The sequence below is a fragment of the Bacillus sp. lyk4-R2A-2 genome, from assembly GCF_030209735.1.
GTDB classification, from domain to species: Bacteria; Bacillota; Bacilli; order Bacillales; family Bacillaceae; genus Bacillus; species Bacillus pumilus.
Genome location: NZ_JARVRK010000012.1, coordinates 41,244 through 67,231, shown reverse-complemented (window position 1 = coordinate 67,231; position 25,988 = coordinate 41,244). Strand labels below are relative to the sequence as shown.

Genomic DNA, 25,988 nt, shown 5'->3' with positions numbered 1-25,988 from the left:
CATTCATCCTTTCTACACAACAGATTTGACATCAGGCGCTAAAATTAAAGGTGCCTCTGTCGCCCTTATGACATCTTCCGGCTGATACGGCGGCATGACTTCACGTAAAATGAGCAGCTGCGATTTGACCTCAATGACTGCCATATCCGTTATAATCAGATCCACACAAGACTTAGCAGTTAAGGGCAGTGTGCAGGCAGATTTCACCTTTGATTCACCGTGTTTATCGAGGTGGCTCATCACCACCACAACCTTTTTCGCCTTTTGCGCAAGCTCAATCGCTCCGCCCATCCCGGGTACTCGTTTGCCTGGCACAATCCAATTCGCAAGATCACCCTGACTGCTTACTTCAAGTGCACCTAAAATGGTCATATCCAGCATGCCTTTTCGAATGATGCCAAAAGCAGTCGTGCTGTCCATGTATGAGCCGCCTTTTGTTAACGTAATAGGAAAACCACCGGCATTGCACAAGTTCGAATCTTCTTCTCCTTGTGCTGGTGAGGCGCCTGCCCCCATAATGCCGTTTTCTGCATGAAGCCATACGTTGTAATGCGCTGGAATGTAATCAGCCGCAAGGGTTGGGATGCCGATCCCAAGATTGACGATCATGCCATCTTCAATTTCCTGCGCCGCCCGTTTGGCTATGCGGTGTCTTATATCGTTGTCTCCCATGCCCATGTCCAGTTCACTCCTTTTGATTGCACGATCTGGTTCACAAATACGCCTGGTGTCACGATTTCCTCTGGATGAAGACTACCTACAGGCACAATCTCTTCCACTTCCGCAATGGTCCAGTCTCCTGCCATCGCCACAATCGGGTTTGTATTCCGTGCACTTTTATCAAATATCAGATTTCCTGCTTCATCTGCTTTGAATGCATTCACAATGGCAATATCCGCTGTCAGCGCAGGTTCAAGGATATATGTCTTTCCGTTTAGTGGCACGAGCTGCTTCTCATCAAGATTGAGGCTATCCATGCCGACATCTGTTACAATGCCTGCCAAGCCCATCCCGCCTGCTCGTATTTTTTCTGCTAGAATGCCCTGCGGGTAAAAATGAACATCTAGTGTACCTGATTGCATTTTCTGTCCGGCTATTGGATTTGAGCCAATATGAGAAGCAATGATCTTCTTGACTCTTCCTTCTGTGATCAGCCGGCCAACACCTATTTGCGGGAAGCCTGCATCGTTTCCGATCAATGTCAGATCTTTGATATTGGCTTCTAGGATGGCATCGATCAATGATGGCGGGGACCCTACGCCGCCAAATCCGCCAAACATGATGGTCATGCCGTCCCTAAAATGCGTGATCACTTCATCTACATTCACTGTTTTGTTCATCATCTTTCCTCCCTACATCGCAGATGGGAAAAACCCTCGGTTGATGACTTCTTGTTCGACCTGCGTGATTGTCTGCTCAAATAATTGAATGAGTTCATCCATCTCCTGCTGCGTGATAGAAAGCGGCGGAGCGATCATGACCGCTGCACCTCCCACTCCATCCTCTCCAGCGCTTGCTGGGTAAACGAGCAAGCCATTTTGCTTCGCTGTCTCAACGACTAAATGCGTCATTTGAGCATGGGCAGGAAATGGTGTTTTCGATAAACGGTCTGCGACAAACTCAATGCCGATGAGCAGTCCCTTTCCTCTCACATCTCCTATGATGAAATGGTTTGTTTGCACATCCTTTAAAGCATTCATTAAATAGCGGCCAGACAGATCCGCTCGTTCAGGAAGCTGATGTTTTTTCATATATCGAATGACAGCCAGTGAGACGGCTGCTGAAAGCGGGTTGCCGCTATAGGTGTGACCTGCCATCACAGAGCCGGAACCGCTCAGAATTGGTGCGATGACATGATCCGCTGAGACGGCTGCCGCAATCGGTGAATAGCCAGCACTCATCCCTTTGCCGAGAACCATAATATCTGGTACAACGCCCCAATGCTCCATCGCAAACATTTTCCCAGTTCGTCCAAAGCCTGTCATGACTTCGTCTGCAATCATTAAAATATCGTTTTCCTCACAGACACGCTTCATTGCATCAAAATATCCATCTGGCGGTACAAGTGCCGCTCCCGATGCTCCAACAATCGGCTCTGCAATAAAAGCGGCAATCCTCTCTTTTCCTATACGCTGAATGACGGTTTTAAATTCCTGAACATACCATTCAACCTGCTTGCCCTCTTCCTTCGGCAGCCATGAACGATAGCTATATGGCGGAGACAGCACTGGGTTCTTTTCGAGCAATGGTTCAAAGCGCTCTCTCCTTGCAATATGTCCGGACATCGACAGTGCACCGAGGGTGATGCCGTGATAACTCATCCATCGTGAGATAATGTGATTCTTCTCAGCCTTTCCCTGCTCCTGCCAGTGCTGAATAGCAATTTTCATAGCCGTTTCCGTTGCCTCTGATCCGCTTCCGACAAAAAAAGACCAGTTCAGGTTACCTGGACAAAGCGTACTCAATTCATAGGCAAGTTCTTCTGCTGGTTCATTTGTGAATTGTGATCTGTACGTAAAGCTCACTTTTTCCGCTTGCTCGGTCATGGCATCAACGATTTCACGTATGCCATGTCCAATACTTGCCGTGACAGCCCCCGATGAGCCGTCTATATATTTTTTTCCGTCCCGATCATATAAATAAATTCCCTCTCCTTTCACAGCCACAGGATAATGCTGATTCAACATCGGTTTGATTAAGTAATCCCGGGTCTCCACTTTGCCATTCCTCCCTCTCTCGTCAGCAGCTGCCTCTTTCTTTTTCATGAATCGCAAGAAAATTTTGTATACTTGTTATAAGATTAGCTTAATCAAGAGGGCAGTCATCCTCCATTCGCCACATGCCCGAATTTCAGACGCATTTTTTATACATCGTGTATAAGAGTGTTCAAAAGGAGGTCATGAGTCTATGGCGATTCTCGTCAAAGATGCACTTTCGCTCGATATCATGAAGGGAACAAAGCTGCTCGCTGGAGAAAATGGACTGGACCGACTCATTCAATGGGTGACCATCGTGGAAATCATCGAAGACACGTCGAGGCTTTCCGAAGGAGAATTGCTCGTCACAACCGGATTTGGACTCGCAGACAATCAAGAAAGACGCGACCGGCTTGAGGAATTGATTCAAACTCAAAGGCTATCAGCTATCGCCATTTATAAAGGTGTGTACTTAAGCGACATTCCAGCATCACTCATTCAAGCGGCGAAAAATAGCGGCATTCCGCTCATCGAGATTCCCCCGCACATCAATTTCTCGGACATTACAAAAGCCGTGTTAGAACAAATCGTGAGCAGTCAGCTTCATCAGCTTAAATATTCATCCGCTATTCATCAAAGACTGACCCAATTAAATGTAAGGAATAAAAATGTGACGCAAATTACAGAGGAACTGGCACATCTCACTGCAGCAAACATTGTCGTTCTTGATGTCTTTTTACATCAAACAGCGGCTCATCTCATCAAAGATGAAGTGACGTACTCTCCTGCTTTTGGCTTTCTGACAGATCATGAACCAATTGAAACCATGCCCCTTCTCAAGCAGGCAGAAGAAAAAGGGCGGCTCGTTTATGACACGTGCGGAGCATTTGTCCTCGCCGCATGTCCGGTGATTGCGATGGGTGATATTTTCGGGTTCATTGTGTCTTTAAAGAAAAAGGATACGTGGCATCATCTCGACGCGATTGCAATCGAGCATGCCGGGGCCGTGTATGCGATTGAATGGCTGAAGCAAAAAGCCATTCAAGATACAGAAAACCAAATGCAGGGACATTTGTTAGATGATATTTTGCAGCAGCAATATACAGAAGAAAGCTACGTGGTCGAACAAGCAACAAAGCTGCAATATGATATGAGCGACGAGCAGGTGGTGATCTACTTTCAATTCCAGCATCAGCACACACAGCTCGATCACCAAATGATGCAGCGTCTATCGCAATTACTCACCTCGATCTTTGAACGCAGACATATTCCTTTTTTACTAAAGACAAGGCTCGATTCCATTTTTGTCCTAACACCAGCAGGAAAAAAAGCGTTTCAAGAAGCGGAGTGGTATCGCGCAGCAGAGGAGTGCCGGAGCACTTGGTCGTATTTTTTCCCCGTCCATCCGATTGTCATTGGCATTGGGAGAGCCTATGACCAGATCAGTCTCTTTGCAAAAAGCGCAAAGGAAGCGCAGTATGCAGCTAGGCTTCTTCCGCTTTTAAAAACAGACGAGAGCATCATTCATTATCAAAAGCTCGGCTTATATGGGATGCTTCTTGAAATGAATGAAGCGGGTATGAATTTGCATGATTTTTACGTGGAGCTGTTAAGTCCGTTGCTATATACGAAAAAACAAGGGGCTGACCTGATTCATACACTCGAAGTGTATTTGGCGCACAATGAAAATATTCAAAAATCTGCGGGAGAATTATTTATTCATAGACATACGTTAAGCTACCGGCTGAAACAAATTGAAACGAGAACAGGCTGCAGCCTCAAATCCACTGATGATCGGATGAAGCTGCAGCTTAGTATCATGGCGTACCGCCTATCTGGTCTGCTTGATCAGATGAGAACCATTTCATGATTCATTTGGCGTTTTGACCCATAGATTCATATCTTCAATTTTGTCAAAAATATAGCAGTTGTTTTGGAAGCGCCCGGTATACGTATAGCCAAGCTGATAAAACACTTGATTCATTCCATAGGATAGTGCACGTGCAAGTGAGTAAAAGACATAGATATGCATCGACTGGAGTTCTTTTTCAAGGGCTAGAATCAAATGATGCATGAATCCTAGTTTTCTATATGAAGGAAGGGTCGCACAGTCTGTTAATTCTGCATGACCATACGGCGCATTGATCTCAGCGGATGCTGCACTCACAATGTGTCCGTCATGTTCAACAGCATAAAAAATGGTCCCTTCCTCCATTACCTTTTGAATATAATCTGACTCGTTCATTGGCGTAGGGTACGTTTCAAAGACGGTATCATAGAGCTTTGCCAGCTTGTGAATATCCTTTGGATCGGCTTTTCTCATCACATACTCATCCTGCCATGTGCCTTGGTCTTTTTTGATTACTTTTGCTTGAATGGATGCGACGATCTCATCCTCCTGCAGCCAATACGAACTGTTCATTCGATCCTCAGTGAGAAAAAGCGACATACCGTAAGCGTCACTTCCAAGGAAATAATGAGAAAACACCCCTTCAAGCCGAAAGCCTTTTTCTAAAAAAAGCGGCACATGCTCACGTCTTACTTTCACAATGACCTTAGAAGCCTTACAGTCCGCCGCTTCCTGAAGAACGGATGGAATGACATCCCGCACCCTCCCGCTATAATCATCTAAACGGATTCGCTTATTAAATGAATCAATACAGATCAAGGCAGAAAAACGCTCATTCGCAAGTTCCTTCAATTGCACCATACACTCATTCCTCTCTAATGAATTATTTAATAAAGAATGTCCAAATTAGAAATGACGAAATAGCGATGCCAGAAAAAATTGAAAGTATCATATAACTAATGGCTGAAGCCTTTTTCATTTTATTGTGCTTAATGGCAATCAACATGATGTTATTTATAGTTATGAGAAATAAAATAAGTATGACGATTGCAAAGATAATAAATGCTTTGATTTCCATGTTTCCTCCCTATATCTATTCGTGATCCCATACTACTTCTTCATTTTCAATCGGCATCCCTTCTCATGAACAAAAAACACCTTTCCATCTCATCAGATAGAAAGGTGTTTTGATTAAACGGTTTTCCCCGCAGCCTTCAGCGCACGGGCGCCAATGTCACGGCGATAAAATAGACCTGGTTGAATGATTTCTTCAACCGCTTCATACACTCTTGATCTTGCCGCTTCAAATGTGTCATCAAATGCTGTCACATTCGCTACACGGCCGCCATTTGTGACGAATTGATCGTTTTCTTTTTTTGTTCCTGCGTGGAAGGTCACGACATCAGATACCGTTGTTTGCAAAGCACCGATTGGCGCGCCTTTTGCGTAGTCCTCAGGATATCCTTCTGAAGCAAGAACGACACTGACAGCGGCAGTGTCTTTCCACCGCAAGTCCACATCTTTTCCGTCCAGAATGTCGAGGAAGACTTGAACTAGATCTGATTCAAGACGAGGGAGAACCACCTGCGTTTCAGGGTCGCCGAAGCGTGCATTGAACTCAATGACCTTTGAGCCTTCTGGTGTTAGCATTAAGCCTGCATATAAAATGCCTGTAAACGGACGCTCTTCCTGCACCATGGCGCGAGCCGCCGGTTTGACGACATCTTCCACCGCTTTTTGGACAACTTCATCTGAAATTTGTGGCACTGGTGAATAAGCGCCCATTCCGCCGGTATTCGGTCCTTTGTCATCTTCAAATGCCCGTTTGTGATCTTGCGCGATCACCATTGGGTACACCTTTTCTCCATTGACAAAGGCCATCAGTGAAAATTCCTCACCTGTTAAAAATTCCTCGATGACGACAGAAGCACTTGCATCGCCAAACTTTTCATCCTCTAAAAAGTCGTGCAGACAGTCGATCGCCTCTTCAAGTGTCATCGCAACTGTCACGCCTTTTCCTGCTGCGAGACCATCTGCTTTAATGACAATCGGCGCACCCTTTTCTTCCACATATGCCTTCGCTTCTTCAAACGATGTAAAAGTGGCATAAGCGGCGGTCGGGATATCGTAGTTTTTCATTAAGTCTTTTGCAAATTCCTTTGAGCCTTCAATGACTGCGGCTTTTGCATTTGGTCCAAATACCTTTAGACCTGCCTCTTCAAATGCATCGACTACACCTGCAATTAAAGGAACCTCTGGACCGACAATCGTTAAGCCGATTTCATTGTCTTTTGCAAAACGAATTAATGCCTCATGATCACCTTCGTCGATCGGTACAAGCTTCGCAGCATCTGCCATTCCATCATTGCCGGGTGCGACAAATACTTGGCTGACAAGTTCACTTTGGTTCACTTTCCATGCGATGGTATGCTCTCTTCCGCCTCTGCCGATAATTAATACGTTCACACTGTCATCCCCTTAATGTTTGAAATGTCTAACGCCAGTGAAGACCATGGCGATGCCGTATTCATCTGCTTTTTGGATTGATTCTTCATCACGAATGGAACCACCTGGCTGGATGATTGCTGTGACGCCTGCCTTTGCAGCAGCTTCCACTGTATCGCCCATTGGGAAGAACGCATCAGAGCCTAGAGCGCTTCCTTTCGCCTTTTCACCTGCTTGCTCAATCGCAATATTTGCTGAGCCCACGCGGTTCATCTGACCAGCGCCGATCCCTGCTGTCATTTGATCTTTTGCAAGGACAATCGCATTTGATTTCACATGCTTGACGACTTTCCAAGCAAGCTTTAAGTCTTTCCATTCGTCTTCTGTTGGTTCTCTTTTCGTTGGAATAGAAATCGTTGCTTCCTCTAAGCCATACGTATCAATGTCCTGCACAAGCAGTCCGCCATGAACACTTGTTAGCTGCTTTTCTTTTTTCTCAAGATCTGCTTCTACATCTAATGTTAATAGACGAAGGTTCTTTTTCGCTGTTAACACGTCAAGCGCTTCTTGGCTAAACGATGGAGCGATGACGATTTCTAAGAAAATCGTATGGAGCACCTCAGCCGTTTGCTTGTCTACTTCACGGTTCAGCGCCACAATGCCGCCAAAAATAGAGGTTTCATCTGCTTTGAAGGCACGATCAAACGCTTCTGCAATCGTTTCTCCTGTACCAACGCCGCATGGGTTCATATGTTTTACAGCCACAGCCGCTGGCTCCGTAAATTCACGTACGATTTGAAGAGCTGCATCTGCATCTTTAATATTGTTGTAGGAAAGCTCTTTTCCATGTAACTGTGTAGCTGTTGCCAAAGAGCCTTTGCTTGGAAGAGCATTTTCATAGAAAGTCGCCGCTTGGTGCGGGTTTTCTCCATAACGAAGGGATTGTTTTTTCTCGAACGTGACGGTGAACTGCTCTGGCTCTGTTTCGCCAACAAAGTTCGTTAAATAATCTGCAATGAGGGCATCGTAAGCAGCTGTATGACGGAATACCTTCGCCGCAAGCTCACGTTTTTTCTCAAGTGACACGCCGCCTTCTTTGATTTGCTGAACGACTGTATCATAGTCACGAGGATCGACAATCACTGTGACGTCTTGGTGGTTTTTCGATGCCGCACGAAGCATTCCCGGTCCGCCAATATCAATGTTTTCAATTGCTTCTTCATACGTTACATCGTCTTTTGAGATCGTCTCTTTGAATGGATAGAGATTCACGACAACAAGATCAATCGGCTGAATGCCATGCTTTTCAATCTGTGCCATATGCTCATCGTTTTCTCTCACTGCCAATAATCCACCATGAATGTTCGGGTGAAGCGTTTTGAGTCGTCCGTCCATGATTTCAGGGAATCCAGTGACTTCAGAAATCCCAATGACATCAATGCCATTTTCTTGAAGAAGCTTATGAGTACCTCCAGTTGAAATGACTTCAACACCAAGTTCTGTTAATTTTTTCACAAAAGGTACAAGATTCGTTTTATCGGAAACACTGATTAATGCGCGTTTGATCGTCATGCCTTCGTCACCTCATTAAGATAATTCTAAAAGTGATTTGATCACTTTTGGATATAGTGTGTGTTCTAGTTCATGCATTCTTTTTTCAATTGATTCAAGCTCTTCGCCTTGTTCAATATAGATCGCGGCTTGGTCAATAATCGGACCTGTATCCATCCCTTCGTCAACAAAATGGACGGTGATGCCTGCCACTTTGACGCCTGCTTGATACGCCTGTCCGATGGCATCAAGACCAGGGAAAGCTGGCAGCAAGGATGGGTGGATATTCACGATTTTCCCTTTGTATGCTTCAAGTAATGTCGGGCCGATTAGTCTCATATACCCCGCAAGGAAAACCCATTCTACTTCATGAAGCCTCAGTTGTTCGATGATTGTTTGTTCAAAAGCGGCTTTATTCGGAAAAGCCTTCGGGGTAAAAGCAAAGGAGGGAATGCCCTCTTTCTCAGCACGCTCCAGCACCTTTGCACCCGGTTTATCACAAATCACAATGGCGGCCTCTGCCTGCCACTTTTCTTCTTTTAACGTATCTATAATGGCTTGAAAGTTCGTCCCGCTTCCAGAGGCGAAGATCGCAAACTTCTTCATGAGAGGCTTCCACCGCCGAATGTGACACCTTCTCCTTTTTGAACACGTCCGATGAGAAATGCTTTCTCTCCATCCTGTTCAAGTCCGCTAATCACATCCACAAGATCGTCCTCTTTGACAGCTAGGACAAAGCCAATGCCCATATTAAACACGTTGAACATCTCTTCTGCCTTCAACTGACCCTTTTCTTGAATAAAGGAGAAAATGGGTGGTACTGGCCATGAGCCGTTATCTACCTCAACACCAAGACCTTCAGGCAGCATACGTGGTAAATTCTCAATAAAACCGCCGCCTGTCACATGTGCCATGCCGTCAACCTTGCCGGCTTTCACTTGTTTGAGTACGGGCTTCACATAAATTTTTGTCGGTTCAAGAAGCTCTTCTCCGAGCGGTCTTGTAAAAGGTGCATACGTTTGATGCAGGTCAAGACCAGCGTCTTCCAGCAAGACTTTACGAACGAGAGAGTATCCATTGCTATGAATTCCGCTTGAGCTGAGTCCAATAAGCAAATGCCCTTCCTTGATGCCCTCTCCCGTTACGATTTCATCCTTTTCAACTACACCTACTGAAAAACCAGCAATATCATATTCTTCTTCTGTGTAAAGACCTGGCATTTCGGCTGTCTCACCGCCGACAAGTGCTGAACCAGACTGCTCACATCCGTCAGCCACACCTTTGACAATGGATTCAATTTTTACCGGATCTGCTTTTCCAACGGCTAAGTAATCTAAGAAAAAGAGCGGTTCTGCCCCTTGTGCAAGCACATCGTTGACACACATGGCCACGGCATCGACGCCGATCGTATCGTGTTTATCCATTAAAAAGGCAAGCTTTAATTTCGTTCCGACACCATCTGTTCCTGAAACAAGAACGGGCTTTTTGTATGGCAGCTCAGATAGATCAAACATACCGCCAAATCCACCTAGAGCGCCCATGACACCTGCTCGTTTTGTACGTTCTACGTGTGTTTTCATTCGTTTGACGGCTTCGTACCCTGCTTCGATGTCGACACCGGCGTTTTTATATGCTTCTGACATCACATTCACTCCTTTTAGCTGCTGCTTTCCATGTATTTTCGGCAGAATGAAAGAGCAGCATATCAACTCATCTTGACTGCTGCTCCTTTATTCGATTATTTCGTCAAGACCGTTTCCTTCACATGCGGAAGAACCGTATCTTCATATATTTCAGTCGGGTATTTCCCAGTAAAGCATGCTAAACACTGACCGCGCTGCGGATCATCATACTTCCTGCCAATCCCGTCCATTAAACCGTCTACAGATAAAAATGCAATGGTGTCCGCACCGATTTCCTGTCTAATTTCTTCCACTGAATGAGATGAAGCAATCAGCTCTTCGTGTGTGGATGTATCAATTCCATAAAAACATGGGTGTGCGATTGGCGGTGAACTAATGCGTACATGGACTTCCGTCGCCCCCGCTTCTCTTAGCATCGTGACAATTCTGCGGCTCGTTGTCCCGCGTACGATGGAATCATCCACCATCACAACACGCTTTCCTTCGACTACACCGCGCACAGCAGACAGCTTCATCCGTACGCCCTGCTCACGCAATGCTTGAGACGGCTGGATAAACGTCCGGCCAACATAACGGTTTTTAATCAAACCGAGCTCATACGGAATACCTGTTGCTTCGGCATATCCGATCGCTGCAGAAATACTGGAATCTGGTACACCTGTCACAACATCTGCTTCGACATGCGCTTCCTCAGCAAGCTTTTTGCCAAGACTCTTTCTCGCACTATGCACATTGATACCGTTGATATTGCTGTCAGGTCTTGAGAAATAAATGTATTCCATGCTGCACATGCTGCGGTTAATATTCATCGAGAAGCGCTCAGATTTTAAGCCTTCATCATTAATGATCAGCATTTCGCCAGGCTCCACATCACGTAAATATGTGGCACCGACAACATCAAATGCACATGTTTCAGAAGCGACAACATAAGCATCCCCAAGCATACCAAGTGAAAGCGGGCGTAAGCCGTTTGGATCAAGCGCCACGATCATTTCTGTTTCCGTCATGATTAAGAAAGCATAGGCTCCCTTAAGCATGGACAGCGCATTTTTGATCTGTTCCTTCAATTCCATATGCCCACTGCGCTTAATTAAATGAGCCAGCACTTCGGTATCAGAAGAGGTCTGAAAAATACTCCCTTGGTTTTCTAGCTGCTGTTTTAACTGCGTTGCATTCACTAAGTTCCCATTATGAGCAAGGGCAAGGCTGCCATTGTTTTGCGAACGGAAGAAGAGGGGCTGCACATTTTCAAAGCCGCCTCCGCCTGCTGTCGCATATCGAACGTGTCCGATCGCACCTTTTCCTTTCAAATCCTTTAGCTCACCGTTTTGAAAGACTTCCGTAATCAGTCCAAGGCCTTTGTGTGATGTGAGGTTCTCACCATCTGTTGCAATGATTCCCGCACCTTCTTGTCCTCGGTGCTGAAGGCTATGCAATCCGTAATATGTGATTTGCGGGGCTTCTTCGTGTCCCCAAACCCCAAAGACACCACACTCTTCATTTAAGCCTCTGATTTCAGCAAGCATGGGATCGCTCCTTTCCATGCACGTTCAAGCTCGTTGACCGCTGCATGAATCCATTGTTGTCCTTCTTGATTTTTGACAGTAAACACACCATCATTTGTAACCGTTCCGACTTCTTTCGCATCTTTGACAGCCGCAGCAAACGCTTCGCGGTGCTCCAGTTTGACTGTGACGACAAAACGTGACTGTGTTTCACTGAATAATGAAGCTTCGCTGTTTAAATCGATTTGGATATCTGCACCAAGCCCGTCAGTTCCAAATGTACTTTCAGCAAGTGCTACACCAAGTCCGCCTTCAGACACATCGTGTGCTGATTGAACGAGACCATTTTGAATCGCGGCTAGCAAGGCTTCTTGACGCGAAAGCTCTACGTTCAAATCAATTTCCGGTGCTTTTCCGTAAATACGACCTTCTGTCATCTTTTGAAGCTCACTGCCTGCAAATTCTTCCTTCGTCTCACCAATGACGAAAATGACATCGCCAGCCTGCTGGAACGATTGCGTCGTAATATGAGCAGTATCTTCGACCAAACCAACCATCCCAATGACTGGTGTTGGGTAAATCGCTGTTCCATTTGATTCGTTATATAAAGAGACGTTCCCACCGATAACTGGTGTGCTTAGCGTGCGGCATGCTTCGCTAATCCCGTCAGCAGACTTTTCAATTTGCCAGAAAATTTCTGGTTTCTCTGGGTTACCGAAGTTCAGGTTATCTGTCACTGCAAGTGGACGAGCGCCTGAGCAGACAATGTTACGTGCTGCTTCTGCGACGGCGATTTTCCCGCCGACCTCTGGATCAAGGTAGAGATAACGTGCGTTACAATCTGTTGTCATCGCTAGGGCTTTTTTCGTTCCACGGATTCTTAAAACGCCTGCATCAGAGCCAGGTGCAACGACGGTATTTGTCCGAACCATGTAGTCATACTGATCATAGACCCATTCTTTACTTGCAATCGTTGGCTGCTGAAGGAGCTGCTTTAATGTCTCTGCTGCATCTGTGATCGCTGGAGCTTCCACTTTCGTTTCTAAAAACTCACGATAGTATGCAGGCTCACTTGACGGCTTGTGATAAACCGGTGCTTCTTCTGCAAGAGCGTCAACAGGAAGCTCACATACCACTTCACCTTGATGGAGTAAACGAAGCATTTTATCGTCTGTCACATGACCAACTGATACTGCTTCAAGATCGTATTTTTCGAAAATATCAATGATTTCTTGCTCACGGCCTTTTTCAATGACCAGAAGCATTCTCTCTTGCGATTCAGACAGCATCATCTCGTATGCGGACATGCCTGTTTCACGCTGCGGAATGAGGTCTAAATTCATCTCAATACCAGAACCTGCTTTACTTGCCATTTCCGCACTTGAGCTTGTTAAGCCAGCCGCTCCCATATCTTGAATCCCGACGAGCGCATCGTTTTTGATGACTTCAAGACATGCTTCAAGCAGCAGTTTTTCCATGAATGGATCACCGACTTGAACCGCTGAACGTTTTTCTTCTGATTCATCAGAAAATTCTTCAGACGCAAATGTTGCACCGTGAATACCGTCACGTCCCGTTTTAGCACCAACGTACATCACCGTGTTGCCAACACCTTTTGCCTGCCCTTTTTTGATGTCTTCATGGTTGATTAATCCAACACACATCGCATTCACGAGCGGATTGCCTTCATAGCTTTGATCAAAATGAACTTCTCCGCCGACTGTAGGAATTCCGATACAGTTTCCATAGCCTGCGATCCCTGCCACTACTTCTTCAAACAAGTACTTCACGCGCGGTGAAGTCAGTTCACCAAAACGAAGAGAGTTTAGTACAGCAATTGGACGCGCACCCATGGAGAATACATCACGGATAATTCCGCCGACACCAGTAGCTGCTCCTTGATACGGTTCAATCGCAGATGGATGGTTATGTGATTCGATTTTAAATACAACCGCTTGGTTGTCTCCAATATCAACGATTCCAGCGCCTTCCCCAGGACCTTGAAGAACATGCTCTCCTTTTGTCGGGAATTTGCTTAAAACAGGCTTTGAGTTTTTATAACTGCAATGCTCTGACCACATGACAGAAAAAATGCCTATTTCTGTGTAGTTTGGCAGCCTGCCAATAATGGATTCGATTAAAGCGAATTCTTCATCACTCAATCCCATTTGCTGATACAATTTCTCTTCTTTAATTTGCTTGTGACTTGGTTCAAGCAGTAGTGACATGAGTGTCCCTCCAATTTTTCACGATAGATTGAAACAATTTAAGTCCGTCTGCGCTGCCTAGTAATGTATCCACCGCGCGCTCAGGGTGCGGCATCATGCCGAGTACATTGCCCTCTTCATTCGTTATACCTGCAATTCGATTGACACTGCCGTTAATATCGTCTCCGTAAGTGAAAGCGATTTGGTTATTTTCAATCAGCTTCGCTAAAGTGTCTTCATCACAGTAGAAGTTGCCTTCACCGTGCGCTACAGGAACCGAAATGGATTCGTCTTTTTGATAGCCGCTTGTAAATTGCGTTTCGTTGTTCTCTACAATGAGTTCAACTGGACGACAGATAAATTTTAAGTCTTTATTTCGTCTCATCGCACCTGGAAGAATGCCAAGCTCCTGAAGGATTTGGAACCCATTACAAACACCAAGAACAGGTTTTCCTTCCGCAGCTGCTTTTTTCACCGCCGGCATGATGTTTGAAAAGCGAGCAATCGCACCGCATCTTAAGTAATCCCCATAAGAGAAACCGCCTGGTACGAGTACACCGTCAAATCGGTCTAGACTCGTTTCGTCGTGCCATACATATTCAACTTGTTCACCTAACTCATCTTGAATCGCATGGTACATATCGATATCACAGTTAGAGCCAGGCAAGACGATCACTGCAAACTTCACTGTGCGACAACCTCCTCCACCTCATAGCGGTAATCTTCAATCACCGTGTTGGCCAGTAATTTTTCACACATTTCTTTGACGACTGTATCTAAATCACGATCTGATTTTTCAATGACAAGCTCCATGTATTTCCCGATACGGACATCCTTTACTTCCTGATAAGACATGCTGTGCAAGGCGTGCTGCACGGCACTTCCTTGTGGATCAAGAACGCTCTCTTTTAAGCTGACAAAAATTTTCACTTTATACATGTTTATGGCCTCCAAGTCTTTTGAAAATTTCTTCGTATGCATTTGTTAAGCCGCCCAGGTTTCGTCTGAACACGTCTTTATCAAGCTTTTCGTTTGTATCTTTGTCCCAAAGCCTGCACGTATCAGGTGAAATCTCATCAGCTAGCAAAATACGATTCTCGTGATCTATTCCGAATTCAAGCTTGAAATCAATTAAATTCACATGACATTCTGAGAAGATTTGCTTTAACTCTTCATTTACTTGTCTTGTGATCTGTTTCATTTCCTCGACCTGCTCTGGTGTCGCTGCATCTAAAATGCGAATATGATCTTCTGTAATGAGCGGATCGCCGAGTGCATCATCTTTGTAGTAAAACTCGATCAATGGTGTATCCAGTTTTGTTCCCTCTGGAATGCCAAGGCGCTTTGACATACTGCCTGCCACCACATTTCGTACAACGACTTCAAGCGGCACAATCTGCACCTTTTGAATGAGCTGCTTTGTTTCAGAAAGTCGTTTCACAAAGTGATTGTTGATCCCTTTCTCATGTAGCATTTGAAAGATTAAGCTTGAAATTTCGTTATTCAGTCTGCCCTTGCCTTCGATTTCAGCTTTCTTTTCGCCGTTAAATGCTGTTGCTGAGTCTTTATATTCGACATATAAAATTTGCTCGTCATCGGTCTGATAGATTTTTTTCGCTTTGCCTTCGTAGAGAAGTTCTTGTTTCACAGTCATTCAGGTTGGCCTCCTAATTTGAATGTTGGCAATTTTCAGGATTGGGCACCTGACGAGCAGGTGGCCCTTTTCTTACGCAAGACCTAGACGTTCGAAAATCATATCGACATTTTTCAAGTGATAGTTGTAATCGAAGCAGTCAGCGATTTGTTCAGGTGTTAAGCGTGATGTGATTTTTTCTTCCGCTTCTACTAATGAACGGAAATGCACTTGCTTTTCCCACGCTTCCATTGCCTTCGGCTGAACCGTATCATATGCCTCTTCACGTGCCATGCCTGTATCGATTAATGCAAGAAGAACGCGCTGTGAGTAAATCAAGCCAAGTGTGCGGTCCATGTTGCGTTTCATGTTCTCAGGGAAGACCGTCAAGTTTTTCACAATGTTTGAGAAACGGTTTAGCATATAGTTCAGTGCAATCGTTGCGTCTGGTAAAATGATACGCTCAGCAGACGAATGAGAAATATCACGCTCATGCCAAAGTGGTACATTCTCATAAGCTGTCAGCATATATCCACGGATGACGCGGGCAATTCCCGTCATATTTTCAGAGCCGATTGGGTTGCGTTTATGCGGCATTGCTGATGATCCTTTTTGTCCTTTTGCAAAGAACTCTTCTACTTCACGTGTTTCACTCTTTTGAAGTCCACGAATTTCAACAGCAAATTTCTCAATGCTTGTTGCGACGAGTGCAAGAGTTGCCATGTAATCTGCATGACGATCACGCTGCAAGGTTTGGGTTGAGATTGGTGCAGCTTTGATACCAAGCTTCTCACATACATATTGCTCAACAAACGGGTCGATGTTCGCATATGTGCCAACAGCTCCAGAAATTTTACCGTATTCGATGCCAGCTTTTGCTTGTTTAAAACGTTCTAGGTTACGCTTCATTTCTTCGTACCAAAGACCAAGCTTCAGGCCAAATGTTGTCGGTTCAGCGTGTACACCGTGTGTACGGCCCATCATGACGGTATATTTGTGCTCTTTTGCTTTTTCTTTTAGGATGTCAACAAATCTCTCAATGTCCTTGAGCAAGATATCGTTCGCCTGCTTTAATAGATATGAAAGCGCCGTATCCACTACGTCTGTAGAGGTTAACCCGTAATGAACCCACTTTCTTTCTTCTCCTAGAGATTCAGATACAGCACGCGTAAAGGCAACCACGTCATGGCGCGTGTCTTGTTCAATCTCTAGAATACGATCAATATCAAAGCTTGCATTCTTGCGCATGGTCACAACGTCTTCTTTTGGAATAACGCCGAGCTCTGCCCAAGCTTCACAAGCGAGAATTTCTACTTCAAGCCATGCATTAAATTTGTTTTCCTCTGTCCAGATTGCTGACATTTCTGGTCGTGCGTAACGTTCGATCATTTCCCGTTTCCTCCATCTCTTTCAGTCCATATCTTTGTGATGTTTGTCATCCATTCATCATCAAGCTGTTTCATAAAAGTCATATGACCCATTTTGCGGCCGGTTTTTACTTCATGCTTTCCATATAGATAAAGCTTCGCTTCTTTGAGAAGCTCAGGATGCTCTTTTGGGATGTCTACTTCATCGCCTAATAAGTTCACCATCATGCCCTCTGATAAAAGGGCTGTACCGCCAAGCGGCAAACCGCATATCGCGCGAATATGCTGTTCAAACTGACTCGTCTCACATAAATCGAGCGTATAATGACCAGAATTATGCGGGCGAGGCGCCAGTTCATTGACGAGTAGCTCTCCTTCGTTTGTCAGGAACAGTTCTACAGCAAGTGTACCAACTAGCGCTAGCTTTTCAGCCAGTGTCGTTGCCAGCACTTTTGCCTTCTCCTGAATGCTTTCACCTACTCTTGCAGGCACAATGCTCTGGAACAAAATGTTGTGCTTATGAATGTTCTCAGCGACTGGAAATACCGCAATCTCCCCGTGAATAGAACGAGTGACGATCACCGAGAGCTCCATTTGAAATGGGACCCAGCTTTCTAAAATACATGCTCCATGTGTGAGCAATTCAGCTGCTTCGTGAAGCTGTCCCTTTTCCTTGATCACATACTGCCCTTTTCCGTCGTAGCCGCCTCTGCATGTTTTCAGCACGGCTGGCAAACCAAGTACGGTTACTGCGTCTTCCAGCTCTTTTTCATCATGAATGATGCGGTAAGGTGCGACTTCACAGCCTGCATCTACAATCCCTTTTTTCTCCGTTTCACGATTTTGAGTTAAAAGAAGAAGTTCACTTCCTTGCGGTAAATTGGCTTCTTCCTTCAATTGATTAAGTGCATCATAATCAATATTTTCAAATTCATATGTCACGACATCGCTGATTTCTGCCAGCTGTCGAATCCCATCGAGGTCACTATAAGCAGCTGTGATTTCTATATCAGCAACCTGTCCACAAGGAGATTGTGCGACTGGGTCTAAGACAGCTGCCCGGTATCCCATTTGCTTTGCGCTGACGGCCATATATCTGCCAAGCTGTCCTCCGCCGATAATACCGATGGTTGCGTTTGGAAAAATGGTCTGCTTAGCCAAGCTGATCACTGCTTTCTAGTACAGTCTGTTTTGTTTGCTCTCTTCTTTCTTCAAGGCGAGCAGCGATTGTTTCATCAAATGCTGAAATCATTTGTGCAGCTAGAAGCCCTGCATTTGTTGCACCGGCTTTGCCAATCGCCACTGTCGCAACTGGTACACCGCCTGGCATTTGAACGATGGATAATAAGGAATCCAGTCCATTTAGTGCTTTTGATTGTACGGGCACACCAATGACCGGCAGTGTCGTTTTCGCTGCGACCATCCCCGGTAAATGTGCTGCGCCTCCAGCACCGGCAATGATGACTTTTAGTCCTTTACCTCTTGCTTCTGTCGCATATTCAAACATCAAGTCAGGTGTCCGGTGTGCGGATACTACCTGTTTTTCATACGGAATGTCTAATTCCTCTAAGATATCGCACGCATTCTTCATTGTTTCCCAATCAGATGTACTTCCCATGATGACACCTACAAGCGGCTTCATTTTGTCCCCACCTTTAAGCTGATATTCGATTTTGTATCGTTTGACACGCTTCCCAAACCTAAGCAGCTTGTCAAACGCCGAACAAAAAGGCCCGATTTGCATTGCATTGTTAGGAAGCAACACAAACCGGGCCATGGTAAGCGCTGTTCGCTTTTGAAACGCCATGTCAGTTTTGTTCACTATCCTGCATAGTCCAGTCATTTACGGTAACTGGGTAGAAACTTATGGGCCATATTCCCAAGATTATATGAGGTTCGTGTTTTGAATTCATGTTTATCTTAACAACGGATGTTCATGATGTCAACGGATTTATCGAACAATCTATGAAGTCGTCGTTTTAATGTTCGGATTTAGACTGTTTTTCCTTCAAATACGATTTTTTTCCCAATCGGAATGATCTGAATCGACCCATTTTCCTTCTTTTCCTGAAAAATGGGCTCCTCCATTCGTCGGACAGGCGCGTAGCCTTCCGCTGCCATCTGGGACAACACTTGATCGATCGTCATGTCGTCTTCCACATAGAATTTCTTCTTCTTTGGTTTTGCGGTCATTCTTTAATTCTCCTTTTCTTCACAGCCTTCACCCAGAAGCCGCCGTGAATCGATTTGGGCTCATATGAAATGATAAATGCCTTTGAATCCAGCGTTTTAATCGTTTCATATAATTGCAGTTCATATTTTCTCGGTGTTAAAATTTGCAATGCTGTCCGGTCTCCTTCAAGACCGCCTGCTACCCAGCTGGTGACACCATATCCTTTTTCTCTCAATTGCCTTGGGAGATCGACATCTAATTCTTTTGTAATCACGTTAACAGTTGTGTAGCCAAGTGCCAGCTTCTCTTCAATTTTCATCCCGACAATGATCCCCATCCCATAACCTAACGCATACGCAATGACATTTTGGATTTGATCTAAGTTATCAAGTACGATACTTAATCCAATCACATAAATCAGCATTTCAATCGTACCAGCAAAAGCTGCTGCGTACCGTCTGCCTTTCATTGTTAAAATCAAACGCATGGTGGAAAATGAAACATAGACAATATTAATCACTAAAATGATCAAAACCATGGTGAACGCATTGGATAAAAGTTGTTGAAGCACGATTCGAACCCCCTGCACTAAAAAATCAAATAAAGCACCCCATATTCTACTAGAGAACATACCTTGATACAATCAAATTTGCGCGAGAAAAACACATATATCTTTCGACAAGAACGGTGGTCTTTGTTACCAAGAGTTTACCCGTTTTTTCCTCGTCTCAACATGAAAACCTCCTTTTTCAAAAAAGGAGGTTTTCAGTGTGTGTATTATCCAAATCGAACAGGCACAAGTGAAGGAATCAAATACTCTCCGACAATGCCCCAGAGCAGTGCAATGATGACAAGCTCCACCAATAAAAAGATCCAGCTGGCATACATCAAATCACCGCGCACCGCTTCATGCTCCGATTGAACCGAGCGAAACAGTACGACCGCAATCAACTGGAGACCAAAAAACATCATCACAGATAAAATGACCGTCACATATGGAATATTCAGCATGGCAAATACAAGCCAAAGGATGGATAAAACCAAAACCGGTACAAGTGCGGCACCAAACTTCATGATCACTTCTTTCAGTGATATGTTTCCTTTTAGCATGTACTTACCGAGTAACCAGACGGTCAGCATCATCAATGTGAGCAGAATGAGTGTAAAGACCGCTACCCTCAAAAAGGCGTCACCAAAAGAGTAATGAATGCCAAAGCCTAATAAACGAGTCTTTGACGCCTTTAATTGAACATAGTTGCCTAAAGCAAAAAACACGCTGAATAACACAATCGAGATCCAGGCATACTTCATCCGTAATGTTTCCGCTTGATTGATGGCCCGGCTCGGTGATTTTAACATCGCAAGTCCATATGAGCCATAGCGCTTAAACGCGCCTCCTACACCTTGCAGCATACGCTGAATGGCAGAACGCTCATCATCCGCCGCTGCTTTTACTTTCGACGTTCTTCCACGTTTTGCAGCGCTTCTGCTAAGGCGGGATTGCCTCGTTTCTTGATCTATTGATGGCTCTTCATTTTTTAAGTCTGATGTACTTTGCTCTTCATCTTTTTCTAACATCTCATATCAACTCCTATCCAGCACAATCCTTACAGGCTCATACGAATGACCTGTAAGGATGACTCCTCTTAAAGTAGCGGAGTCTCTCTGTTCAGTCAAGATTCCTTGACGTTCATACGAATAGACGGATAAAAGACAGCAGAGGTTTTAAAATGGCAAGAAAATTAGGGCAAAACAAAAAAACAGCAGCTTCCATGAGCTGCTGCTTCAGGCGAACTATTAATGATTTAAGAAAGCAAAGTAGAGAATAAAGATCACAAACAATCCGTACATAATCGGATGTACTTCTTTGGCTTTCCCTTTAAAGATCATCGTAATCGGGTAGAAAATAAAGCCAACCGCAATCCCTGTTGCAATACTGTATGTGAGTGGCATCATAATCATCGTTAAGAACGCTGGTACGGCAATTTCAAAACGATCCCATGCAATCTTCGCAAGCGGAGCGACCATCAGTGCACCAACAATGATTAAAGCAGGTGCTGTCACATTCGAAGTAACGATGGATAAAAGCGGCGAGAAGAACATCGCAAGCAAGAAGAAAATACCTGTCACGACAGCTGCAAATCCAGAACGTGCACCAGCAGCAACACCTGAGCTAGATTCAACATAAGATGTTGTCGTCGATGTTCCAAGAATAGAACCTACAACGATTGAAGATGAATCCGCTAGAAGTGCTCTTCCTGCACGCGGCAGCTCATTATTTTTCATTAAACCAGCTTGGGTTGCAACAGCCACAAGCGTTCCTGCTGTATCAAAGAACCCAACGAATAAGAACGTTAAAATCACGACAAGCATTTGAATCGAGAAGATGTCTGGCAAGTGAATCAAGGCTTGTCCAAAGGTTGGAGATAAGCTTGGAATACTTCCCACAATTTGCGTCGGAACTGGTATAAGACCAACAATCATTCCTGCAATAGCTGTCACAAGCATCCCAATGAAGACACCTGCATTCACTCGAAGAACCATTAAAATAACGGTCACTACGATACCAAACACCGTCAATAGAACAGGACCACTATGAATGTTTCCAATCGAAACGAGCGTATTATCATTATTGGCGATAATACCAGAGCCTTGCAGACCGACAAACGTAATGAATAGACCAATACCTGCACCAACTGCCAGCTTCAGCTCAGCCGGAATGGCATTGATGATTTTTTCACGGAAACCTGTTAAAGAAAGGGCAACGAAAATCAATCCTGAAACAAATACACCAGAAAGTGCTGCTTCCCATGTGATGCCCATGCCAAGAACAACCGAGAAGGCGAAAAAGGCATTCAAGCCCATACCTGGTGCAATCGCAATTGGATACCTAGCAATCAGCCCCATCAGAATACACCCTGCGGCAGAGGCTAACGCCGTCGCTGTAAAGACAGCGCCCTGATCAATTCGTAATTTATCTGGAAAATCCGGTACTGCTACTAAAGCAAGTGTGATCGGATTGACAAACAAAATGTAAGCCATCGACAAAAATGTGGTTAAACCACCGATGATTTCTCTGCGGTAATTCGTTCCTAACTCATCAAACTGAAAAAACTGTTTCAAGCCAACTGACTCCCTTCATGTCCTTTTGCTTTAGTCTGCCCCATTCACAAGTCAAATAAAAAACGCCCCAACAATTTTGGGACGCTTGACTACATATGTGAATTCAGACGGTGACATAAAACAAGAACAATGCATGATTTATATCAAACGAGTGTGAATTGACGTAGTCAAGCTATTTACGGTAGCTTGGTAGAAACTTGCGGGCCATATCCCCGCTATTATACGACTTCTATCTATTTGATTTCTGTGTCTATTGTACCAACTTCATTTTTAAAACACAATACGAAAAGCGAACATTTTTCAAAGAAATGTCCGCTTCATTCGTCTTATTACACGAATTTGGAAAATCACATCTAGTTCTTGTTACTTCTTGTCTAAATATTCGAAATTGCCAAGAAACACAGAGAAAGCATGAAAATATAAACTTTCTAACAGGAAAAAATTAATACTATCTCAGAAATTTAGCGCATCACTTTTTAATTAATTCAATACGGTACAATTTATCTTCATTAAAGAAAAATTCTAGGAGAAGCTGTTCATCTTTATCTTGATACTGAATACCTGTTTCATACCCTTCTACAAACCAAAAGTTTTTGTATTCTTTCCCATACGCCTTTACTACATCTTGAAACGTATCGTTAACCTTAATACCTTTTGATGTCTTAATATTTCCATCTTGTGATTCATTAATAATAGAGATAATTTGTTGCTTATTATTAGATGTTACTAAAAAATCTTCATTTCCTTTTTTGGAATATACCACTTCATTTTCAAACGAAAACTGATCATTTTTTTCGAGTTCATTGTTATCTATCTCTTGACCAGTTTTAAAACTGCCTAAAGATTCATTTTCAAGTGAAACTGAATGGAAATTCACAAAAATTAATATAGAAAAAACAATTATTATTATTAAAAAAGGAATACCTATTATAATGATTAATTTCAAATCTATAATCTTCTTTAAAAGCAAAAAAATTAAAAAAAACATTGATAATATTAATAATACACCCATAATTAGCGTAACTCCCAAAATTCTAATACCCCCCCTTCTTTACTTACTAGGTGAGAACCATCCTGTATGTTTATGATAGAGCCTTGAATGCTTAGCAATGTTAGGAGAACATTTGCCGGCTGTACTTTTATTTTTAGTTGAGCAGTAACGGTTATTGGTATAATCTTTTAAACATTTAAAACTTCTAGCTAATGCTACATCACAATCACTTTGAAAAAAATTAATACCTGGTTGTACAAGGAATTCGTTAATTACGACTTTCAATGATTCTAAAATACTAACCTCTGATATTCACATCAACCATTTTGAAAAATTAGCTAATATTAGGAATTTCATCGTATTACCACATTAGTTGAATTCGGGCCGTTATTTATTTTCTCAAAGTTTATTGGGATGTTACGACTTGAATTCTTTCAATCATTAGGCTGCTGGAAACAGTTCGTTGAACAATATTTCCTTCATCTTTTTGATTCCTTTGTCTATTGTACCAAATACCAACTTCATTTTTAAAACACAATACGAAAAGCGAACATTTTTCAAAGAAATGTCCGCTTCATTCGTCTTATACACGAATTTGGAAAATCACATCTAGTTCTTTATACACCCTTCTCCAAATCCTTCTCTTTTGCAAAAACTGCCTCGGCTACATGAAAAAACTCTTTCACTGCCGGAGAAGCTTGGGAGAGAGACGGACAGGCGAGCGCAACCTCACGATGATGAGAGACATTCAACTGTCGAATGTGCACAAGCTGCTGCGTTTTTAAAAACAGCTCAGGTCCTATCGTGACACCAAGCCCTTCCCCAACCATACGAGCAATGGTCGTACAATCGTGTACTTCAAATAAAGTAGCTGGCTTCAATTGAGCGTCAGAAAAAATATCCTCTACATGTGATTGATACATGCCAGTCGGCATAATAAATGGTTCATCCGCCAAATCTGTGATGTCTACAATGGACTGCTGGTGAAATCGATGATTCGGATGATAGGCGACCACCATCTCATCTTTGATCAGCGGAAGCAAGTCAAAGGCTTCATCTGCATGACCTTTCACAACAAATCCAACATCAATGATGCCAGAATCTAGCCACTCCAATATTTCTTCATACGTTCCCTCATAAAATTTAAATTCGATTTTCGGATGCTTTTTCTGATAGCTCACAAGCAGTTTAGGCAATAAACAAGCAGATGCACTGGCAAATGTGCCGATACGAATCAAGCCCGTTTCGATATTTTTCGTTAACGCAATTTCCTGCTGGATCTTCTCCACTCTATTTAACACTTCTCTAATATGCGGGAGAAGCGTTTGACCGATATCTGTCAGCATGATGCCCTTTTTTCGATCACGAATGAATAAAGACACACCCCACTCCGTTTCTAAACTCGCCACCGCATGACTCACTGCGGACTGCGTCATATTTAATGCTTCAGCTGCTGCGGTAAAACTGCCAAGCTCGACCACTTTTGCGATGATATCAAAGCGAACAAAGCTCATGAGTATTCACTCATCTCCTTCATGAAAAACATCAATTTTACTTATGTTAGCACGGAATTTAAACTAAAAACAACGTATCAAATTGAAGGAAGGGTTCAAAAATGAAAAACACATCACATCAGCTATTGATTATTCTTTTAGCTGTCGGTTCATTCGTCACAGGCACGTCAGAATTCGTCGTGTCAGGCATTCTAGATATGATTTCTGTTGATTTAAATATCTCTATTCCTGCTGCCGGGCAGCTTATCACCATTTACTCTCTCTTTTATGCAGTAGGTGCTCTCTTTTTAGTGATGGCAACATCGAAATTGAACCGAAAAAAGGTTCTGTTATCGGCTATTTTTGTGTTTATTTTAGGCAATGTGGTCGCCTTTTTTAGCCATCACTTTGTGCTGCTCCTGCTATCCCGAGTCATCATGGCGATGAGTGGCGGCTTATATATTGTCGTCGCCACAAATTATGCAGCGCAGATCGCCCCTCCAGAAAAAAAGGGGAGCGCGATGGCAACGGTCATTACTGGTTTTACCGTTTCACTCGTACTTGGTGTCCCTATTGGCACATTTTTATCAGGTCATGTGGATTGGCACTATATTTTTCTCATCATTGCGCTAGGTACTGCTTGTCTTTTATTACTGCTTTATCAATTACTGCCACGCATGGAGGGACATTCACATCTGCCATTGAAGCAGCAATTACATCTCCTTCAAGATAGCAGAGTGATCAGCGGCTTAGCCACAACCGTCTTTTGGATCTTAGGCTACACAATGGTATTCGCTTATATCTCACCTTTATTACGACAGACCGCTGGCTTCTCTCTTGAAATGACAAGTATCGCCTTACTCATTTTAGGAATCGCTGCTTTTATAGGCTCACGATTTGGCGGCTTTGCCGTTGATCAATGGGGACCAAGCCGAACCATCTCGATCAGCATCATGATCCAGATGCTCGCTCTTTTTGCTTTATTCTTTACGCAATTCTCTACAATAAGTATCTTGATTACGCTTGCCATATGGGGCATCGCTACATGGACGACAACTCCGGCGAAGCAGTTTTACCTCATCTCTCTAAAACCCCAAGCATCAGAAACCGTGCTGAGCTTTAATACAGCGATAATGAACATCGGCATGATGCTCGGATCGTCAATGGGCGGTGTGATTATACAATATACAAATGTCACGAACTTAAGCTGGATTGGCGGTTTAGCCAGTTTTGTTGCATTCATGTTGATTCGGTACTCGTTCCAGCGTAATCGACTGGTCCAAAAGCAGACAAAAAGCGAACATGTGTAATC

General features: G+C 43.8%; 24 protein-coding genes and 2 riboswitches. Of the genes, 2 read left to right on the top strand and 22 right to left on the bottom strand.

The annotated features are described in order from the left end of the window. Positions 1–12: 12 nt before the first annotated feature. Genes QRN39_RS17530 through QRN39_RS17520 form a run of 3 tightly spaced genes read right to left on the bottom strand, consistent with a single transcriptional unit; the run spans position 13 to position 2,717 of the window. The gene (locus tag QRN39_RS17530) at positions 13–678 is read right to left on the bottom strand and encodes a 3-oxoacid CoA-transferase subunit B (RefSeq protein ID WP_050945720.1); all 666 of its coding nucleotides are present in this window, start codon (positions 676–678) and stop codon (positions 13–15) included. Further along, the gene (locus tag QRN39_RS17525) at positions 654–1,340 is read right to left on the bottom strand and encodes a CoA transferase subunit A (RefSeq protein ID WP_050945719.1); all 687 of its coding nucleotides are present in this window, start codon (positions 1,338–1,340) and stop codon (positions 654–656) included. The genes QRN39_RS17530 and QRN39_RS17525 overlap by 25 nt, the downstream gene beginning before the upstream one ends. Positions 1,341–1,352: 12 nt before the next feature. Then, positions 1,353–2,717, bottom strand: coding sequence for an aspartate aminotransferase family protein (locus QRN39_RS17520; RefSeq protein ID WP_212046328.1), 1,365 nt, complete (start codon positions 2,715–2,717; stop codon positions 1,353–1,355). A 190-nt stretch (positions 2,718–2,907) separates the two neighbouring features. On the opposite strand from QRN39_RS17520, the gene QRN39_RS17515 reads away from it, so the two are divergent. After that, positions 2,908–4,566: a PucR family transcriptional regulator gene (locus QRN39_RS17515; RefSeq protein ID WP_284907770.1), complete on the top strand. Its 1,659-nt coding sequence runs from the start codon at positions 2,908–2,910 to the stop codon at positions 4,564–4,566. On the opposite strand, the gene ablB is transcribed toward QRN39_RS17515, so the two are convergent. From ablB to QRN39_RS17420, 19 genes are all read right to left on the bottom strand, one after another. Then, the gene (gene ablB, locus QRN39_RS17510) at positions 4,561–5,406 is read right to left on the bottom strand and encodes a putative beta-lysine N-acetyltransferase (RefSeq protein ID WP_284907769.1); all 846 of its coding nucleotides are present in this window, start codon (positions 5,404–5,406) and stop codon (positions 4,561–4,563) included. The genes QRN39_RS17515 and ablB overlap by 6 nt on opposite strands. 330 nt (positions 5,407–5,736) lie before the next feature. Further along, complete coding sequence (purD, locus tag QRN39_RS17505) at positions 5,737–7,011, bottom strand: phosphoribosylamine--glycine ligase (RefSeq protein ID WP_284907768.1); 1,275 nt, start codon at positions 7,009–7,011, stop codon at positions 5,737–5,739. A gap of 12 nt (positions 7,012–7,023) precedes the next feature. Then, on the bottom strand, positions 7,024–8,562 hold the full coding sequence (gene purH / locus QRN39_RS17500; protein ID WP_284907767.1) for a bifunctional phosphoribosylaminoimidazolecarboxamide formyltransferase/IMP cyclohydrolase: 1,539 nt from the start codon (positions 8,560–8,562) through the stop codon (positions 7,024–7,026). A 15-nt stretch (positions 8,563–8,577) separates the two neighbouring features. Further along, entirely contained in the window at positions 8,578–9,147 is a 570-nt protein-coding gene (gene purN, locus QRN39_RS17495) for a phosphoribosylglycinamide formyltransferase (RefSeq protein ID WP_044141522.1), read from the bottom strand. After that, on the bottom strand, positions 9,144–10,184 hold the full coding sequence (purM, locus tag QRN39_RS17490; protein WP_212046336.1) for a phosphoribosylformylglycinamidine cyclo-ligase: 1,041 nt from the start codon (positions 10,182–10,184) through the stop codon (positions 9,144–9,146). Before purM ends, purN begins: the two co-directional genes overlap by 4 nt. Before the next feature lie 95 nt (positions 10,185–10,279). Continuing rightward, the gene (gene purF, locus QRN39_RS17485; protein ID WP_003213939.1) at positions 10,280–11,710 is read right to left on the bottom strand and encodes an amidophosphoribosyltransferase; all 1,431 of its coding nucleotides are present in this window, start codon (positions 11,708–11,710) and stop codon (positions 10,280–10,282) included. Next, positions 11,686–13,917 (bottom strand): phosphoribosylformylglycinamidine synthase subunit PurL, encoded by a 2,232-nt coding sequence (gene purL, locus QRN39_RS17480; RefSeq protein WP_050945711.1) that lies wholly within the window; start codon positions 13,915–13,917, stop codon positions 11,686–11,688. Before purL ends, purF begins: the two co-directional genes overlap by 25 nt. Beyond that, entirely contained in the window at positions 13,901–14,584 is a 684-nt protein-coding gene (gene purQ / locus QRN39_RS17475) for a phosphoribosylformylglycinamidine synthase subunit PurQ (protein WP_284907765.1), read from the bottom strand. Before purQ ends, purL begins: the two co-directional genes overlap by 17 nt. Next, positions 14,581–14,835 carry a phosphoribosylformylglycinamidine synthase subunit PurS gene (gene purS, locus QRN39_RS17470; RefSeq protein ID WP_003214349.1) on the bottom strand — a complete coding sequence of 85 codons (255 nt, stop codon included), beginning with the start codon at positions 14,833–14,835 and terminating at the stop codon, positions 14,581–14,583. The genes purQ and purS overlap by 4 nt, the downstream gene beginning before the upstream one ends. Further along, entirely contained in the window at positions 14,828–15,550 is a 723-nt protein-coding gene (gene purC / locus QRN39_RS17465) for a phosphoribosylaminoimidazolesuccinocarboxamide synthase (protein ID WP_050945710.1), read from the bottom strand. Before purC ends, purS begins: the two co-directional genes overlap by 8 nt. A 72-nt stretch (positions 15,551–15,622) precedes the next feature. Continuing rightward, positions 15,623–16,918: an adenylosuccinate lyase gene (purB, locus tag QRN39_RS17460; protein ID WP_003213884.1), complete on the bottom strand. Its 1,296-nt coding sequence runs from the start codon at positions 16,916–16,918 to the stop codon at positions 15,623–15,625. Beyond that, complete coding sequence (gene purK / locus QRN39_RS17455) at positions 16,915–18,057, bottom strand: 5-(carboxyamino)imidazole ribonucleotide synthase (RefSeq protein WP_113386793.1); 1,143 nt, start codon at positions 18,055–18,057, stop codon at positions 16,915–16,917. Before purK ends, purB begins: the two co-directional genes overlap by 4 nt. Further along, positions 18,050–18,538: a 5-(carboxyamino)imidazole ribonucleotide mutase gene (purE, locus tag QRN39_RS17450; protein ID WP_050945777.1), complete on the bottom strand. Its 489-nt coding sequence runs from the start codon at positions 18,536–18,538 to the stop codon at positions 18,050–18,052. Before purE ends, purK begins: the two co-directional genes overlap by 8 nt. Positions 18,539–18,707: 169 nt before the next feature. Then, positions 18,708–18,809: riboswitch (purine riboswitch) on the bottom strand. 79 nt (positions 18,810–18,888) lie between these two features. After that, positions 18,889–19,089, bottom strand: coding sequence for an NETI motif-containing protein (locus tag QRN39_RS17445; protein WP_050945708.1), 201 nt, complete (start codon positions 19,087–19,089; stop codon positions 18,889–18,891). Further along, positions 19,086–19,640: a DUF2179 domain-containing protein gene (locus QRN39_RS17440; RefSeq protein WP_024424505.1), complete on the bottom strand. Its 555-nt coding sequence runs from the start codon at positions 19,638–19,640 to the stop codon at positions 19,086–19,088. Before QRN39_RS17440 ends, QRN39_RS17445 begins: the two co-directional genes overlap by 4 nt. Before the next feature lie 206 nt (positions 19,641–19,846). After that, the gene (locus QRN39_RS17435) at positions 19,847–20,647 is read right to left on the bottom strand and encodes a hypothetical protein (RefSeq protein ID WP_284907764.1); all 801 of its coding nucleotides are present in this window, start codon (positions 20,645–20,647) and stop codon (positions 19,847–19,849) included. A 219-nt stretch (positions 20,648–20,866) separates the two neighbouring features. Then, entirely contained in the window at positions 20,867–22,192 is a 1,326-nt protein-coding gene (locus tag QRN39_RS17430) for an NCS2 family permease (protein WP_284907763.1), read from the bottom strand. Between the two features lie 144 nt (positions 22,193–22,336). Continuing rightward, positions 22,337–22,438: riboswitch (purine riboswitch) on the bottom strand. Positions 22,439–22,661: 223 nt separating this feature from the next. Then, on the bottom strand, positions 22,662–23,204 hold the full coding sequence (locus tag QRN39_RS17425) for a hypothetical protein (RefSeq protein ID WP_284907762.1): 543 nt from the start codon (positions 23,202–23,204) through the stop codon (positions 22,662–22,664). 596 nt (positions 23,205–23,800) lie between these two features. Beyond that, the gene (locus tag QRN39_RS17420; RefSeq protein WP_226804736.1) at positions 23,801–24,697 is read right to left on the bottom strand and encodes a LysR family transcriptional regulator; all 897 of its coding nucleotides are present in this window, start codon (positions 24,695–24,697) and stop codon (positions 23,801–23,803) included. Positions 24,698–24,798: 101 nt separating this feature from the next. On the opposite strand from QRN39_RS17420, the gene QRN39_RS17415 reads away from it, so the two are divergent. Then, positions 24,799–25,986, top strand: coding sequence for an MFS transporter (locus QRN39_RS17415; protein WP_284907761.1), 1,188 nt, complete (start codon positions 24,799–24,801; stop codon positions 25,984–25,986). The last annotated feature ends 2 nt before the right edge of the window (positions 25,987–25,988 follow it).

Bases quoted from the DNA above. Each gene is read 5' to 3' on its own strand.
- QRN39_RS17425 (WP_284907762.1), bottom strand. From the start codon at position 23,204: ATGGGTGTATTATTAATATTATCAATGTTTTTTTTAATTTTTTTGCTT.
- QRN39_RS17445 (WP_050945708.1), bottom strand. From the start codon at position 19,089: ATGACCGCAAAACCAAAGAAGAAGAAATTCTATGTGGAAGACGACATG.
- QRN39_RS17435 (WP_284907764.1), bottom strand. From the start codon at position 20,647: ATGTTAGAAAAAGATGAAGAGCAAAGTACATCAGACTTAAAAAATGAA.
- purB (WP_003213884.1), bottom strand. From the start codon at position 16,918: ATGATCGAACGTTACGCACGACCAGAAATGTCAGCAATCTGGACAGAG.
- purC (WP_050945710.1), bottom strand. From the start codon at position 15,550: ATGACTGTGAAACAAGAACTTCTCTACGAAGGCAAAGCGAAAAAAATC.
- QRN39_RS17525 (WP_050945719.1), bottom strand. From the start codon at position 1,340: ATGAACAAAACAGTGAATGTAGATGAAGTGATCACGCATTTTAGGGAC.
- purS (WP_003214349.1), bottom strand. From the start codon at position 14,835: ATGTATAAAGTGAAAATTTTTGTCAGCTTAAAAGAGAGCGTTCTTGAT.
- QRN39_RS17415 (WP_284907761.1), top strand. From the start codon at position 24,799: ATGAAAAACACATCACATCAGCTATTGATTATTCTTTTAGCTGTCGGT.
- purE (WP_050945777.1), bottom strand. From the start codon at position 18,538: ATGAAGCCGCTTGTAGGTGTCATCATGGGAAGTACATCTGATTGGGAA.
- purH (WP_284907767.1), bottom strand. From the start codon at position 8,562: ATGACGATCAAACGCGCATTAATCAGTGTTTCCGATAAAACGAATCTT.
- purM (WP_212046336.1), bottom strand. From the start codon at position 10,184: ATGTCAGAAGCATATAAAAACGCCGGTGTCGACATCGAAGCAGGGTAC.
- QRN39_RS17515 (WP_284907770.1), top strand. From the start codon at position 2,908: ATGGCGATTCTCGTCAAAGATGCACTTTCGCTCGATATCATGAAGGGA.
- purN (WP_044141522.1), bottom strand. From the start codon at position 9,147: ATGAAGAAGTTTGCGATCTTCGCCTCTGGAAGCGGGACGAACTTTCAA.
- QRN39_RS17530 (WP_050945720.1), bottom strand. From the start codon at position 678: ATGGGCATGGGAGACAACGATATAAGACACCGCATAGCCAAACGGGCG.
- purF (WP_003213939.1), bottom strand. From the start codon at position 11,710: ATGCTTGCTGAAATCAGAGGCTTAAATGAAGAGTGTGGTGTCTTTGGG.
- ablB (WP_284907769.1), bottom strand. From the start codon at position 5,406: ATGGTGCAATTGAAGGAACTTGCGAATGAGCGTTTTTCTGCCTTGATC.
- QRN39_RS17420 (WP_226804736.1), bottom strand. From the start codon at position 24,697: ATGAGCTTTGTTCGCTTTGATATCATCGCAAAAGTGGTCGAGCTTGGC.
- purL (WP_050945711.1), bottom strand. From the start codon at position 13,917: ATGTCACTACTGCTTGAACCAAGTCACAAGCAAATTAAAGAAGAGAAA.